Here is a 15,070-nt window from a genome sequence, read left to right as displayed (position 1 = left end):
GTCCGCGGGTTGTTTTTCGGTCATGTACGCAAGCCAGGAAGTAAAAGCCGCCGTTGTTCGATGTGCCGCTTTTATATTGTCGAGGAAGGCAACTATCCGAGCATCTTGCTCACATCAACCGGTATTGACACTTGGAGCAATCGGTTATGAAGAGACAATTGATTTGGGGCCTGACGGTTTCCGTACTGGCCTTGGGTGTGTCGGCTGCGTATGCGGCCACGGATGTGAATGAAGGCAAGACAGTCGCTGAATACGGCTCGGATAAAGTTGGCCCCAACAAAACCGCTTCCGACGGCAGCGACAAGGTCGGCGCCGGCAAACTGGCTGCGGATGGTGCGGATCGTGTGGGTGCCAATCGTGTGGCTGCGGATGGTGCCGATCATGTTGGTGCCAATTCCGTAGCTGCGGATGGTGCGGACCGTGTGGGTGCCAATCGCGTAGCTGCGGATGGCGCAGATCACGTCGGTGCCAACGCTGTTGCGGCTGACGGCGCAGACCGTGTGGGTGCCAATCGTGTTGCTTCCGATGGTGCAGATCATGTCGGCGCCAATTCCGTAGCTGCGGATGGTGCAGATCGTGTGGGTGCCAACCGTGTCGCCGCTGATGGCGCAGACCGTGTCGGTGCCAATCGCGTTGCCTCTGACGGTGCAGACCGTGTGGGTGCCAATCGCGTTGCTTCGGATGGAGCAGATCGTGTGGGTGCCAACCGTGTCGCCGCTGATGGCGCAGATCGTGTCGGTGCCAATCGCGTTGCCTCTGACGGTGCAGACCGTGTGGGTGCCAATCGCGTTGCTTCGGATGGAGCAGATCATGTCGGCGCCAACGCTGTTGCGGCCGACGGTGCAGACCGTGTGGGTGCCAATCGTGTTGCTTCGGATGGCGCAGATCATGTCGGCGCCAATGCTGTTGCGGCCGACGGTGCAGACCGAGTAGGTGCTAATCGTGTCGCTTCTGACGGTGCAGATCGCGTAGGTGCCAACCGCGTTGCTTCTGACGGTGCAGATCGCGTAGGTGCCAACCGCGTTGCTTCTGACGGTGCAGATCGCGTAGGTGCCAACCGCGTTGCATCTGACGGTGCAGATCGCGTAGGTGCCAATCGCGTTGCTTCCGACGGTGCAGACCGCGTGGGTGCCAACCGTGTCGCTGCTGATGGCGCAGATCGTGTAGGTGCTAATCGCGTTGCATCTGATGGCGCTGACCGCGTAGGTGCTAACCGCGTTGCGTCGGACGGTGCTGATCGTGTCGGCGCTAACCGCGTTGCATCTGACGGTGCTGACCATGTCGGTGCCAACTCGGTGGCTGCCAATGGTCAGCCAGAGCGTGGCCTGGCCGCTGATGGTGCCGACAAGGTAGGTGCATCGAGGGTGGCTGAGGGCAAATGGGATCGCATGAAATTTCGCGAAGTGGCCGGGGAAGCCGACTACGACCGTCTGACCAGATAACCCCTGTAGCCGCCTGGCTTGCCAGCGGTGGCGCCCTTGAGTGCGCCGACGCCGGTGAGCCGGACTGCTACGGATAGCGGGTTGAACCGAAGGTCTGCGGACACCACAAAACCTGTGGGAGGGAGCTCTGCTCGCGATAGCGCAGAGTCAGACAACACAGCACCGACTGACCCACCGCCATCGCGAGCAGAGCTCCCTCCCACGGCCTTCGGCCAGAAGCAAAAAGCAAACGATTCGATCGCTAGATTCAGTTCCTCGCCATCCCTACCAGCGGCATAATCGATCCTCATCCATGAACCCACGGTTCTCTATCGGATAAGGACAACCCATGCCCGCCAACCCCGCTGACACTGACCTCGCATCCCCCGCACGCCCGGTCCACTTGCCCGGCCTGATTGCCTTTGAATGCGTTGCCCGGCACCTGAATTTCGCCCGCGCCGCCACCGAGCTGGAGGTTACGGCCACGGCCATGTCCAAGACCATCAAGCAACTGGAATTGCAGATGGGCGTGCGCCTGTTTAACCGCACCACGCGCAGCGTCGGGCTGACCGAATCCGGCGCGCAGTTGCTGGAAACCCTGGCGCCGGCACTGGAGCAGATTCGCAGTTCGGTGCAGCGGGTTCACGACACCGCCAGTCGCCCCTATGGCGCGCTGAAGATCAACACGTCCTATGTGGCCTACGCCGTGCTCATCGAGCCGCACCTGCCAGCGTTCATGCAGCGCTACCCGGACGTGACGCTGGACATCACGCTGGACAACGGCCTCAGCGACATCGTCGGCGAAGGCTTCGATGTCGGCATCCGCCTCGGCGAAGCGTTGCAGCGGGACATGGTGGCCGTGCCGGTGGGCACCGCGCAGCCGTTGGTGGTGGTGGCGTCACCGGACTATCTGGCGCGCTCGGCGCCGCTGAATACCCCGCAAGACCTGCTGGCTCACGATTGCATCCGCCAGCGTTTGAGCAGCCGCTCGCGCTTTCTGGACTGGACCTTCCTCAGCGGCACTGGCAAAAGCCGCCACACCGTGGAAATCGACGTCAAGGGCCGGCTGATTCTCGACGAAATGCGCACCACGCTGTCTGCCGCGAAGCAGGGCAACGGGCTGGCGCTGGTGTTTCGCCGTTTTGCTGCCGAGGAACTGGCCAGCGGTGAGCTGCTGCCGGTGCTGGACCGCTTTCAGCCGCCGGGAGAGACCTTCTACCTGTATTACCCCAACCGCGCGCAGATGCCCGGGAAACTGCGGGTGTTCATCGACTTCCTGCAGGCGGCTCACCGTCCGGGCGGTTGAATCCCGTCGCGCTGCCTGCGGTCTACGCTATGTGCCATGAAGCCCGACACCCCGATCGGGCTGCACCATGTTGCTCGGCAACAGGAGGCAAGCAATGACCCACAAAAATACGATCTGTCTCTGGTTCGAAGGCGCGGCGCTGGACGCGGCGACTTTCTATGCGAAAACCTTTCCCGACAGTGCGGTGGTGGCCGTACACAAGGCGCCGGGGGATTACCCCTCGGGCAAGGAAGGCGATGTCCTGACCGTGGAGTTCACGGTGATGGGCATTCCCTGCCTGGGCCTGAACGGCGGGCCTATCTTCAAGCACAACGAGGCGTTCTCGTTTCAGGTAGCGACCGACGATCAAGAGGAAACCGACCGCTTCTGGCAGGCCATCGTCGGCAACGGCGGCGAAGAGAGCGTGTGCGGCTGGTGCAAGGATAAATGGGGCATTTCCTGGCAGATCACCCCGCGCATCCTGACTCAAGCCATCAGCAGCCCCGATCGGGAGGCGGCCAAACGCGCGTTCGACGCGATGATGGGCATGGTCAAGATCGACATCGCCGCCATCGAGGCGGCGTTGAAGGAGTAAGCCTGGCCGCTACGTGATCACGCCGCCGCGGGTGCTTCGCTCACGGCGTTCTGCACCAGATCGATGAACGCATTCAGCGCCGGCGAGCGGCCGCCCCGGCGCCAGGTCAGCCAGATGTTCAGGTAACGGAATTCCTCGCTGAGCGGGTAGGCGTTGACGTTGCGGCTGCCGGGCATGCTCTCCAGCATGCTGCGCGGCACCATGGCCACGCCGGCCCCGGCGGTGACGCAGGCGAGCATGCCGTGGTAGGACTCCATCTCGAAGATCTTGCCGGGCGTCGCCATGTCGGCCTTGAACCACGCCTCGAAGTGGCGGCGGTACGAGCAGTTCTGGCGAAAGGCATAGACGGTCTTGCTGACCACGTCCTGGGCGCGGGTCACCGGCTCGTGGCTGGCGGCGGTGATCAGCAGCATTTCCTCCTCGAACAGCTCGATGCCTTCCAGCTCCGGATGGCGCAGCGGGCCGTCGACGAAGGCGGCGCTCAAGCGGCCCGACAACACGCCGTCGATCATGTCGCCGGAGGGCCCGGTGCTCAGGTCCAGCTCGACCTTGGGGTAGCGCTGGTGAAAATCGGCGAGCAGGGAAGGGATGCGCACGGCGGCGGTGCTTTCCATCGAGCCCAGGGAAAACACCCCTTGTGGCTCAGAACCCGAGGTGGCCTGGCGGGCTTCTTCGACCAGTTCGAGGATGCGCCGGGTGTAGTCGAGAAAGGTCCAGCCGGTGGCCGACAGACGCAGGCGCAGTTTCTCGCGGATAAACAGATCGACCCCCAGTTCCTGCTCCAGCTGCTTGATCCGCGTGGTCAGGTTCGACGGTACGCGGTGCAGGCGCTGGGCGGCGGCGGTGATGCTGCCTTCTTCGGCAATGGCCTTGAACAGTTCGAGTTGGGTCAGGTCCATAGGGCTCTCGCAGTCTTTCTCTTTTGGAGAATGTTTTTTTGATAATTATTCATTATCGGAAATTTTGTGCAGAGCCTATCGTGGCGCCAGGACTTCAGCAACGGGCGCCTGCCCGGTGGTGAACGTCAAACCACAACAGGAGGCATTCCGTCATGTCGAAACACGTATCCCCGTCGCACGCCATTTCGCTGAACCCTGCAACCGGCCAGGTGTTCGCCGAGTATCCCTTCGAGCAGGCCGCCGATCTGGAGCGCGCACTGAGCCGCGCCGCCACCGGCTTCAAGGCCTGGCGCAAAGAGCCCGTGAGCGTACGCGCCGAACAGCTGCGCAAGATGGCCAGGGCCCTGCGCAACAACGCCGAAGCCATGGCGCAGATGATGACCGCCGAAATGGGCAAGCCGATCGCCCAGGCCCGTGCCGAAGTGGAAAAAAGCGCGGTGACCTGCGAGTGGTACGCAGAAAACGGCCCGGCCATGCTGGCCCCGGAAAAGACCCCGGTGGAAAACGACAAGGCCTATATCGACTACCTGCCACTGGGTTCGATTCTGGCGGTAATGCCGTGGAACTTCCCGATCTGGCAAGTAATGCGCGGTGCGATCCCGATGATCCTCGCCGGTAACACTTACGTGCTCAAGCACGCGCCGAACGTCATGGGCAGCGCCTACCTGCTGCGCGACGCCTGGGCTGAAGCGGGCCTGCCTGAAGGCGTGTTCGAAGTGATCAACGTCACCAACGAAGGCGTGTCCAGCGCCATTGCTGACTCGCGCATCGCCGCTGTGGCGGTGACTGGCAGTGTGCGTGCCGGTTCGGCCATCGCTGCTCAGGCCGGCGCAGCACTGAAGAAATGCGTGCTGGAGCTGGGCGGTTCCGACCCGTTCATCGTGCTGGCCGATGCCGACCTCGATGAAGCGGTGAAAGCCGCCATGGTCGGCCGTTACCAGAACAGCGGGCAGATCTGCGTGGCGGCCAAGCGCATCATCGTCGAAGAAGCCGTGTTGCCAGCGTTCACCGAAAAATTCGTGGCGGCGGTCAAGGCGCTGAAAATCGGCGATCCGCTGGCCGAAGAGAACTACATCGGCCCGATGGCGCGCTACGACCTGCGCGACGAGCTGGACGGCCAGGTGCAGGCGACCCTCAAGGAAGGCGCCAGCCTGTTGCTGGGCGGCCACAAGCTGGAAGGCGAGGGCAACTACTATGCGCCGACCATTCTCGGTGACGTGCGTCCGGGCATGACCTCGTTCAAGGACGAGCTGTTCGGCCCTGTGGCTTCGCTGATCATTGCCCGCGACGCCGAGCATGCCGTGGAACTGGCCAACGACAGTGAATTCGGCCTGGCCGGCAGTGTCTGGACCGCCGATGTCGCCAAAGCCCGCGACATCGCTGCGCGCCTGGAAACCGGTGGCGTGTTCATCAACGGCTACACCGCCTCCGACGCCCGTGTACCGATTGGTGGCGTGAAGAAAAGCGGTTTCGGCCGTGAACTGTCGCACTTCGGCATCCGCGAATTCTGCAACGCGCAGACCGTGTGGCTGGATCGTCGCTGAGTGGTGGTGATCGGGTGAGAAAAAAAGGCCGGCATTTGCCGGCTTTTTTTTGCTATTCGGGTGCTCATACAGGGCACGACGAAGCTTTTGATTCTGGCCGAAGGCCGTGGGAGGGAGCCCTGCTCGCGAAAGCGTTGGGTCAGTCGATGTTGTAGCGTCTGACCTGACGTCTTCGCGAGCAGGGCTCCCTCCCACAGGTTGTCATTCGTGCATCACACCGTCTGAGCTGGCCATCGAGATGATCGAACGGCGCTTGACACCTGTGCAATTACACATATGATGGCCGTCATGAAAACACTTCAAGGCGTCAACCTTTGTCATTGTCTTGCGGCCAGACGCCATGCGCGCCTGCTGACGCGGCTGTACGACCGGCATTTGGCGGCGGTGAACCTGTCGGTTTCGCAGTTTTCGATCCTGGCGTTGATTCATCAACAGCCGGGCATCCTGATCGCCGAGCTGGCGGACCTGATGGCCATGGAACGCACCACCTTGCTCCGCGCGCTCAAGCCGTTGCAGAGCGAGGGCTTGCTGATCAGTGAAGCGGAGGGCGCACGCGCTGCCATTCGCCTGACACTGTCGGCGCAGGGCCGGGTCAAGCACGATCAGGCCGAGGTGTTCTGGGAGGCGGCACAGCAGGAGCACGAACAGACGACCGGAGTCGAGGCAGCAACCTCCTTGCGTTGCGCGCTTTTCGAGCAGGACTTCGGCGGCTGATTTTTATTTGGCTGTAGATTGTGCAATTACACACTTGAGCGCTAATCCTGCGTTTCTTAACTGCTGAGGGCTATACGATGAATGTCAAAGGATCCGTTGTTTTTGTAACTGGCGCCAACCGTGGCCTGGGCCTGGCGTTCGCCCGCATCGCCCAGGCGCAGGGCGCCGCCAAGGTCTACGCCGGTATGCGCAACACCGCAGGTTTTGATGTCCCCGGCATCATTCCGGTACAGATGGACGTTACCGATCAGGCCTCTATCGACGCCGCGGCCGCCCTGTGCGCCGACACCACGCTGCTGATCAACAACGCGGGCATTGCCACGCTGATGAACGGCCCGCTGGATCAGAACATGATCGAGCTGTCGGAGCATTTGATGAACACCAACTTCTACGGCGTGATTCGCGTCAGCCAGGCCTTTGCGCCGGTTCTGCAAAGCAACGGCGGCGGGGCGATCATCAACGTACTGTCCGACGTGACCTGGTTCAGCGTGCCAATGCTGGCGGCCTACGCGGCGACCAAATCCGCCACATGGAGCTTCACCAACGCCCTGCGCCTGCAACTGCGCCCCGACAACGTGGCTGTGCTGGGGCTGCACGTCGGCTTCATCGACACCGACCTGACTCAAGGCTTCGACGTACCGAAATCCAGCCCGCAAGCGGTGGTAGAAGCCACGTTCTCGGCGCTGGAAGCCGGCAAGGAAGAAGTGCTGGCCGACGAAGGCACGCGCGCTATCAAGTCGACACTGTCGTCGGACGAAGCGATGTACTTCAACCCGCCGGTTGCGGGGTGAGGTTTGCGTGGTGATTCGGTTTGTTGGCGGTGGCTATCTTGAGAACGTCACCGCCGGCAAGCCGGACTGCTACAGGGGTTGTGGACACCAACGGGGTTGGAGTCACCGCAGGACTTTGTGGGCGGGGGCTCTGCTCGCGATAGTGTCCTTTCAGCCATTAATGCACTGACTGACCCACCGCCTTCGCGAGCAGAGCTCCCTCCCACGGCCTTCGGCCAGAGTCAAAAGCAGATAGCACGTATTTATCCGTAGCAGCCCGTCTTGCCGGCGGTGGCGATCTTAAGGCCGCCTTCGCGGGCAAGCCCGCTCCCACAGGGAATGCGCTCGCTTGGCTTTTGCTTTTCAGCTTTTGATCTTGGGGCCCCGTCCCAGAAGGCCAAACGCAGGCGATGTGGAGTGGGTTGAGCGACAGGATGTCGCGAGAGCCGCGTGGGCCATGGATGGCCCATTTGCGGCGGGCCCACGGAGCATTGCCGGAGTGAGGGCATGCCGAGCCTAGGCGAGGCACCGTATGGCGGGGTAAAGAGCCCTTGGTTACTTGGGGCTTTTCCAAGTAACTCGCCGTCAGGGGAAACAAGGCTGCGTTAGCAGCTACAGCGTCAGGCCAGACACACCGAGTGCACAGGTTTTACGACGACTTCGTCGCCGGTCGCAGGGCAAGCCAGCTCCTACAGGGAGTGTGTGTGTCGCCGGCTTTTGATCTGGCTTTGGATTTTGATCTGGGGCCCCGTCCCAGAAGGCCGAACGCAGGCGATGTGGAGTGGCGCCGAGCGGCATGGATGCCGCGAGAGCCGCGTGGGCCATGGATGGCCCATTTGCGGCGGGCCCACGGAGCGTCGCCGGAGTGAGGGCATGCCGAGCCTAGGCGAGGCACCGTATGGCGGGGATAAGAGCCCTTGGTTACTTGGGGCTTTTCCAAGTAACTCGCCGCCAGGCGAAACCAAGCTGCGTTAGCAGCTAAAGGCGTCAGACCAGACAAACCGAGGACACAGGATTTACGACGACTGCGTCGCCGGTCGCAGGACAAGCCAGCTCCTACAAGGTCTGCGTAACTCGCCGTCAGGCGAAATAAGGCTGCGTTAGCAGACTCGGCGGAGTAACTGACACACCGCACACACAGGATTTACGACGACTTCGTCGCCGATCGCGGGCAAGCGCGCTCCTACAGCCGGTCGCAGGACAAGCCAGCTCCTACAAGAGTCGCGTCACTCAGGAAAAAGCACCTGAAACTGATCGGCCAGCGCATTCCCCACCTGCTGCTTCAGCACCTCGATGAACCGCTTGATCTTCGCATCGACAAACTGACGCGACGTATACACCGCATACACATTGCGCTCATCCGTGTGATAGTCCGGCAACACCCGCACCAGCGTGCCTGCACGTAAATCATCGATGGCCGAGAAACCGGCCAGCAAACCGATGCCCGCACCGGCGCGCAGCGCCACCGCCATCGACTCCATGTCATTGACACTCAAATACGGCCCGCTCGGGCTGAACGTTGCGCTGTCGTTGCGGCTGCTGAGTTGCCACGCGTCCGGCGCGTAATCCACAGTGCTCAAACGCACGCAGGCGTGATCCGCCAAGTCTTCCGGGTTCAACGGCGCCGGGTGCTTTGCCAGATAATCCGGCGATGCCGCCAGCACGCAACGACTGACGCCGATCTTCTGGCTGACATACGCCGAATCCGGCAATGTCCGCGCAATCAGTACCGAAATATCGAGCTGATCCTCCAGCAGATTGGGCATGCGCTGCGACAGCAACAACTCCACCGTCACCTCGGGAAACTGTTCACGAAACGCCAGCACCGCGTCGGTCACCAGATGGCGCGCGAGGCCGGGCACGCAATGCACGCGCAGTTTGCCGCGCGGCGCCTGCAGCAGATCCCGCGCTTCGGCTTCGGCGTTTTCCAGGTCGGTGAGGATGGCCGTGCAACGCTCATAAAAGCGCCGCCCGGCATCGGTCACGCTTAGGCGCCGGGTGCTGCGCTGCAACAGTTTGGTGTTGAGCGACTCTTCCAGGCTCGACACCGCCCGGGAAACGTTGCCCACGGTGGAATCCAGATGGTTGGCCACGGCGGTGAAACTGCCCATTTCCACGACCTTCGCGAACACCGCCATATTTGAAAACTTGTCCATTGCGCCTTCCTGGTCGGGCCTGCTGTCGGTTTTCGGCATGATCCACGCAGGCCCGCAAGCGGGCAAGAACGGACGTGCTCAATTCTGCTGTTCCACACAACATTGATTCCCGCCGCCACGGCTAAATCAACGCCGGGCACCTCCATAGACTGCACAGCAACCGGCGCCCCCGCGCTTTGAAGCCAAGCTCTAGTGAAGGTGACTCATGAACGCGCTCTACGACTCGTTGTACTTGTTCATCGGCGGTGAATGGATTGCTGCCGAAGACCGGCAGACCGCTGCCGTCATCAACCCGGCCACGCAAGAAGAGATCGGCCGCGTGCCGCTGGCGACCACGGCGGACCTCGATCACGCTCTGGCCGTCACCGGTCACGCCTTCGATGTCTGGCGCCAGACCGTGCCAGCCGAGCGGGCCCGCGTGCTCAAGCGTGCCAGCGAGCTGATTCGCGAACGGGCAGAGCATATTGCCCGGCTGATGACCCTCGAAGAAGGCAAACCACTGGCCGAAAGCCGCGATGAAGTGCAGCGCGCCGCCGAGTATTTCGAATGGTTCGGCGAGAGCGCGCGGCGTATCGACGGCCGTGTGGTGCCGGCCAACCGCCCGGGCGTGTTGCAATTGGTCAAGCGCCAGGCCATCGGCCCGGTGGCCGCGTTCACACCCTGGAATTTTCCGGCCATTACCCCGGCACGCAAGCTCTCGGCGGCGCTGGCGGCGGGTTGCAGCGTGATCATCAAGCCCGGTGAGGAAAGCCCGGCCACCGCGCTGGCGCTGGCCCGTGCCCTGGATGACGCCGGCCTGCCCAAGGGCGTGCTGCAAGTGGTGTTCGGCGTGCCGGACGAGGTGTCGAAGCACCTGATTGCCGCGCCGGTCATTCGCAAAGTGACGTTCACCGGCTCGGTGCCGATTGGCCGACTGTTGTCGGCGCGGGCTGCCGAAGGGGTCAAGCCGATCACCCTTGAACTCGGTGGGCACGGTCCGGTGCTGGTGTTCAACGACGCCGATATCGAAAAGGCGGCGGTCGAAGGCGCGGCGAACCGTTTTCGCGGCACTGGCCAGGTCTGTATTTCTTCCACGCGCTTTCTGATCCAGCGCAACGCTTACGAGGTTTTTGCTGAGCAGTTCGTGGCAGCGACCCGGGCCTTGAAGATCGGCGACGGCCTGCAACCTGGCGTTCAGGTCGGGCCGCTGGCCAACGCCCGGCAACTGCACAAGATGGAAGCGTTGATCGCCGATGCGCTGGCCTGTGGCGCGCGGTTGCTGACTGGCGGCAAGCGCATTGCCGGTGCCGGGTTTTTCTTCGAACCGACCGTGCTGGCGGACGTGCCGATGACCGCGCGGATCATGCACGAAGAACCGTTCGGGCCGATTGCCGTGCTGATGCCGTTCGACACCCTGGCTGGCGGTCTGGCCGAAGCCAACCGTCTGCCGTATGGCCTTTCGGCGTATGCCTTTACGAGCAATGCGCGCACCGCCATTGATGTCGCCGACGGTCTGGAGGCCGGGATGATCGGCATCAACCAGTACCGCATCGTCGCCACCGAACTGCCGTTTGGCGGCATGAAGGAAAGCGGCCACGGCTCCGAAGGCGGCGTGGAAGGCATCGAGCATTACCTGACGCACAAATTCATCAGCCAGGTCTGAGCTGCATCGACCCGCGCTTCCCTCACCCACACAGCAAGCGCGTTGCCGGCCGAGCGGCAACGCCGACGAATTTCCGAGCGGAGAACACCTTTATGAAAGCCATCACCTTCGACACCTTTGGCGACGCCGATGTCTTGACCCTCAACGACGCGCCGACGCCCCAGGTGCGGCCTGCCGACCTGCTGGTGCGGGTCTACGCCGCTGGCGTCAATCGCGCCGACCTGACGCACCGCACCGGTGGTTATGGCTGGCCGGACTTTGGCGACTCCACGATCATGGGCCTGGAGATCTCCGGCGAGGTGGTCGAAACCGGTAGCGAAGTCAGCGGGTTCAAGGTCGGCGACCGGGTCATGGGCGTGGTCGGTGGCGGCGCCTATGCGCAATTCGCCCGCATCGACTACCGCATGGCGATGCCGATCCCCGAACAGCTGGATTACGTTCACGCGGCGGCGATTCCGGAAGTGTTCGTGACGGCCCACGAAGCGATGATCCATCTGGGCCGCTTGCAGGCGAGTGATTCGGTGCTGGTCCATGCCGCTGCCGGCGGCGTCGGTTCGGCGGCCGTGCAGTTGGCCCGAGCGACTGGCGCCAGAGTGTTCGCCACCACCGACGCCAGCAAGCGCCAAGCCGTCGAGCAATTGGGCGCGGATGTCGTCATCGACTACAAGTCCGAAGACTTTGCCGAGGTGATTGCCCGTGAAACCGACGGGCGAGGGGTGGACGTGATCATCGATTTCATCGGCGCACCGTACTTCGCCCGCAACTTCGCCTCGCTGGCCCATGGCGGTCGGCTGGTGCAAGTGGGGATTCTCGGTGGCGGCGGGCAGGTGACGGTGGCGCTGGAGCAGATTCTCTACCGGCATGTGCAGATCATGGGCACGGTGATGAAATCCCGCCCACAGGCGGAAAAGCACGCGATGATCCGGCGTTTTCGCGATCACTGGCTGGAACATTTCGACGGTGCCGCGAGTCTGTTGCCAGTAGTCGACAGCACCTTTGCGCTGTCCCGTGCTGCCGATGCACACCGCCGGATGGAATCGTCGGCCAACGTCGGCAAAATCATCCTGACCATGAAGGATGAGGATTTGCGTTGAGGTGACGATCGTCGCCGAACCACGGGCTGCGTCGCGCCTTCGGGCGTTTGCTGATAGGCTTCTTACAGCTCAATTCAGGCTCCCCAGGAGCAATCATGAACGTACTGCACGCCGTCTGTCCCGTGGAGTTGCCGCCTGGCACCCAGCTCTCTTCCCGAACTTCCGCCCAGGATGATCTTTCCGACATCGATCTGTTGCACAGCATTAGCGTGGCGCTGATCGGCGAACAGGATCTGGAAGCGCTCTACGGCAAGATCATCGACGCGGCGGTGTCCATCACCGGTTCGCAGTTCGGCACCATGCAACTGCTGTGTCCGCACGACCACGCGTCGGGGCATGGCGGCGAGCTGCAGCTGCTGAGCTCACGAGGGCTGCCGCCGGAGGCGGTGGGCTTCTGGCAGTGGGTCAACCCGACGGCGTACAGCAGTTGCACGATGGCGCTCAAGCTGGGGCAGCGGGCGATCATTCCCGATTTTGAAGAATGGGCAGACATTGCCGGCACCGAAGACTTGCAGGCTTTCCGTCGCGCCGGCATCCGCTCGGCGCAGACCACGCCGCTGCGTTCACGCAGCGGCAACCTGCTGGGCATGATTTCGACCCACTGGCGCCAGCCTCATCAGCCGTCCGAGCGCGACTTGCGCCTGCTCGACATTCTCGCGCGACAGGCCGCCGACCTGCTGGAACGGACCATGGCCGAAGAGGCCTTGCGAGCCCGTGAACAGGAACTGGCGCGCAGCTGCGCCAGCCTGCGCGAGATCGAAGAACAGCAACGGCAGACCGCTGCCAAACTGCGCAGGCTCAACGAAACGCTGGAGCAGCGTGTCGCCGAGCGCACGGCCAAGTTGATGCATGCCGAAGAAAAGCTGCGTCAGTCGCAGAAAATGGAGGCGGTCGGCCAGTTGACCGGGGGGCTTGCCCACGACTTCAACAACCTGCTGGCAGGCATTTCCGGCGCCCTTGAGCTGATGGGCCGGCGCATCGCCCAGGGTCGCCTGAGCGACATCGACAAATACATGGTCACCGCACAGGGCGCGGCCCGTCGTGCGGCGGCACTGACCCATCGCCTGCTGGCGTTCTCCCGGCGGCAGACGCTGGAGCCGCGGCCGACCAACGTCAACACGCTGATGTACGGCATGACCGAGCTGATCCAGCGCACAGCCGGACCGGGCATCGTGGTCGAGACACTGGGGGATGCCGAGCTGTGGCCGGCCTTCGTCGATGTCAGTCAGCTGGAAAACGCGTTGCTCAACCTCTGCCTCAACGCCCGTGACGCCATGCCGGACGGCGGGCGCATCAGCCTCAGAACTGCCAACCGGCAGCTCAATCGTGACGCGGCGCGCGCGTACGACGTGGCCGAAGGGCAATACCTGTGCCTGAGCGTGAGCGACACCGGCACCGGCATGCCGCCGGAAGTCATCGCCCATGTCTTCGAGCCGTTTTTCACCACCAAACCGATTGGTCAGGGCACCGGCCTGGGACTTTCGATGATCTACGGTTTCGCTCAGCAATCCGGCGGGCAGGTGCGCATCGAGTCGACCGTGGGTGAGGGCACGACGGTGTCGATCTACCTGCCCCGGCACCACGGCGCTGCCCCCGATGACGAGCACGCGCCGGACAAGACCGCTGTGGCCGTCGCCCGACACGGCGAGACGGTGTTGCTGGTGGACGACGAACCCACCGTGCGCATGCTGCTGGCCGATGTGCTCGGCGAACTTGGCTATACCGTGATCGAAGCCGCCGACAGCGCCGCCGGCCTCAAACTGCTGCGTTCCGATGTCCATATCGACTTGCTGGTGACCGACGTCGGCCTGCCCGGCGGCATGAACGGCCGGCAGATGGCCGAAGCCGGCGTGGAAGTGCGGCCCGGCCTCAAGACCCTGTTCATCACCGGTTACGCGGAGCATGCAGTTATCGGCAACGATCAGCTTCAGCCAGGCATGCAGGTGCTGACCAAGCCTTTCGCCGTCGATTCGCTGGGCGTCCGCGTCCGTGAGCTGCTGGCGCTGTAAGCCGTTCCTAGCTGCGTCCGGCCATTACACCGCCGTCGACGGGTAATACGGTGCCGGTGATCCACGACGCCTGATCGGACGCCATGAACAGAATCGCTTCGGCGACATCGGCGGGCTGGCCATTGCGGCCCAGCGGGTGGAATGCGTTGAACGTCGGCAGCACCGCCTTGACCTGTGCATCGTCCATGAATGTGTTGTAGACCGGCGTTTCGACGACTGCCGGTGCGACGGTGTTGATACGGATGTTGGAGGACGCCAGCTCGATAGCCAGATTGCGGGTCAGTGCATGCACCCCGGCATTGGCCGCCGAGTACGCCGCCGAAGGGGTCGCGCCGATGGCTTGCAGCGCCCAGAGCGAACCGGTCTGCACGATGGCACCGCCACCACGTTTCTGCATGGCGTTGGCGGCGGCCTGGGCCATGAAAAATTTGCCCTTGAGAATGATGTCGAGGAAGTCGTCGTAATCCTGTTCGTTCAGTTCCAGAAACGGCTTCGGATTAAAGACTCCTGCGTTGTTGATCAGAATGTCCACACCGCCGAATTCGTCGGTCGCCAGCGCCACGAGTCTGCGGGCCGTTGCCGGGGCGGCGATGTCGGCCGCCAGCGTGCGAACGTGCAGCCCCGTAGGGTCGATTTGTGTCGCGGCGCTTTCGAGCTTTGCTGCATCACGGCCGCTGATCACCACGCTGGCGCCTTCAGCCACCAGACGCCTGGCGACCTCTTTGCCGATACCTGAACCACCGCCGGTGACGATGGCGACTCTGGAAGAAAATCTTTTCATGCTGACAGTATCCTGTGCTCGTTGAGTGAGAAGCGCCGGTGGTGGCGGGTCGAAGGCGTGTTTGCCATGCTGACGTTCGTCACGGTGCTGGCTGCTATTCTTGGCGGCGAGCGCGAGGCTCACAAATCAGATCTTTTTTCCTGCCACTAAAGAAAATATT

General features: G+C 62.8%; 12 protein-coding genes. 8 read left to right on the top strand and 4 right to left on the bottom strand.

Translation table 11 applies throughout. The features are described from left to right. Positions 1-92: 92 nt before the first annotated feature. Positions 93-1,280, bottom strand: coding sequence for a hypothetical protein (locus tag ACIPL0_RS08930; protein ID WP_400599136.1), 1,188 nt, complete (start codon positions 1,278-1,280; stop codon positions 93-95). Positions 1,281-1,770: 490 nt separating this feature from the next. Here ACIPL0_RS08930 and ACIPL0_RS08925 point away from each other — a divergent pair, with 490 nt between their 5' ends. Both ACIPL0_RS08925 and ACIPL0_RS08920 read left to right on the top strand, forming a co-directional pair. Next, positions 1,771-2,727: a LysR family transcriptional regulator gene (locus tag ACIPL0_RS08925; protein WP_400599135.1), complete on the top strand. Its 957-nt coding sequence runs from the start codon at positions 1,771-1,773 to the stop codon at positions 2,725-2,727. Between the two features lie 94 nt (positions 2,728-2,821). Then, positions 2,822-3,301, top strand: a complete 480-nt coding sequence (locus tag ACIPL0_RS08920) for a VOC family protein (RefSeq protein WP_400599134.1) — start codon at positions 2,822-2,824, stop codon at positions 3,299-3,301. A 17-nt stretch (positions 3,302-3,318) separates the two neighbouring features. Here the strand turns inward: ACIPL0_RS08920 and ACIPL0_RS08915 are convergent, their stop codons facing one another. After that, positions 3,319-4,200 (bottom strand): LysR substrate-binding domain-containing protein, encoded by an 882-nt coding sequence (locus ACIPL0_RS08915; protein WP_400731519.1) that lies wholly within the window; start codon positions 4,198-4,200, stop codon positions 3,319-3,321. 152 nt (positions 4,201-4,352) lie between these two features. Between ACIPL0_RS08915 and ACIPL0_RS08910 the strand changes: the two genes are divergently transcribed. The 3 genes from ACIPL0_RS08910 to ACIPL0_RS08900 all read left to right on the top strand — a co-directional run bounded on the left by ACIPL0_RS08910 (position 4,353) and on the right by ACIPL0_RS08900 (position 7,249). After that, positions 4,353-5,744, top strand: coding sequence for an aldehyde dehydrogenase family protein (locus ACIPL0_RS08910; RefSeq protein WP_400599133.1), 1,392 nt, complete (start codon positions 4,353-4,355; stop codon positions 5,742-5,744). A 276-nt stretch (positions 5,745-6,020) separates the two neighbouring features. Continuing rightward, positions 6,021-6,458 carry a MarR family winged helix-turn-helix transcriptional regulator gene (locus ACIPL0_RS08905; RefSeq protein WP_400599131.1) on the top strand — a complete coding sequence of 146 codons (438 nt, stop codon included), beginning with the start codon at positions 6,021-6,023 and terminating at the stop codon, positions 6,456-6,458. Positions 6,459-6,535: 77 nt separating this feature from the next. Then, positions 6,536-7,249 carry an SDR family oxidoreductase gene (locus ACIPL0_RS08900; protein WP_400599129.1) on the top strand — a complete coding sequence of 238 codons (714 nt, stop codon included), beginning with the start codon at positions 6,536-6,538 and terminating at the stop codon, positions 7,247-7,249. Between the two features lie 1,205 nt (positions 7,250-8,454). Here ACIPL0_RS08900 and ACIPL0_RS08895 read toward each other — a convergent pair. Further along, positions 8,455-9,384, bottom strand: a complete 930-nt coding sequence (locus ACIPL0_RS08895) for a LysR family transcriptional regulator (protein ID WP_400599127.1) — start codon at positions 9,382-9,384, stop codon at positions 8,455-8,457. 205 nt (positions 9,385-9,589) lie between these two features. On the opposite strand from ACIPL0_RS08895, the gene ACIPL0_RS08890 reads away from it, so the two are divergent. The 3 genes from ACIPL0_RS08890 (at position 9,590) to ACIPL0_RS08880 (ending at position 14,129) form a co-directional block, all read left to right on the top strand. Next, positions 9,590-11,026, top strand: a complete 1,437-nt coding sequence (locus tag ACIPL0_RS08890; RefSeq protein ID WP_400599126.1) for an NAD-dependent succinate-semialdehyde dehydrogenase — start codon at positions 9,590-9,592, stop codon at positions 11,024-11,026. Between the two features lie 92 nt (positions 11,027-11,118). Further along, on the top strand, positions 11,119-12,120 hold the full coding sequence (locus ACIPL0_RS08885; RefSeq protein ID WP_400599124.1) for an NAD(P)H-quinone oxidoreductase: 1,002 nt from the start codon (positions 11,119-11,121) through the stop codon (positions 12,118-12,120). Positions 12,121-12,215: 95 nt separating this feature from the next. After that, on the top strand, positions 12,216-14,129 hold the full coding sequence (locus ACIPL0_RS08880; protein WP_400599123.1) for an ATP-binding protein: 1,914 nt from the start codon (positions 12,216-12,218) through the stop codon (positions 14,127-14,129). Between the two features lie 7 nt (positions 14,130-14,136). On the opposite strand, the gene ACIPL0_RS08875 is transcribed toward ACIPL0_RS08880, so the two are convergent. After that, positions 14,137-14,910, bottom strand: coding sequence for an SDR family NAD(P)-dependent oxidoreductase (locus ACIPL0_RS08875; protein ID WP_400599121.1), 774 nt, complete (start codon positions 14,908-14,910; stop codon positions 14,137-14,139). Between the last annotated feature and the right edge of the window lie 160 nt (positions 14,911-15,070).

It is taken from the genome of Pseudomonas sp. NPDC090208 (genome assembly GCF_044746785.1).
Taxonomy (GTDB): Bacteria; Pseudomonadota; Gammaproteobacteria; order Pseudomonadales; family Pseudomonadaceae; genus Aquipseudomonas.
Note: the sequence above shows the minus strand (reverse complement) of the source record. Positions and strands in the feature narration are given on the sequence as shown.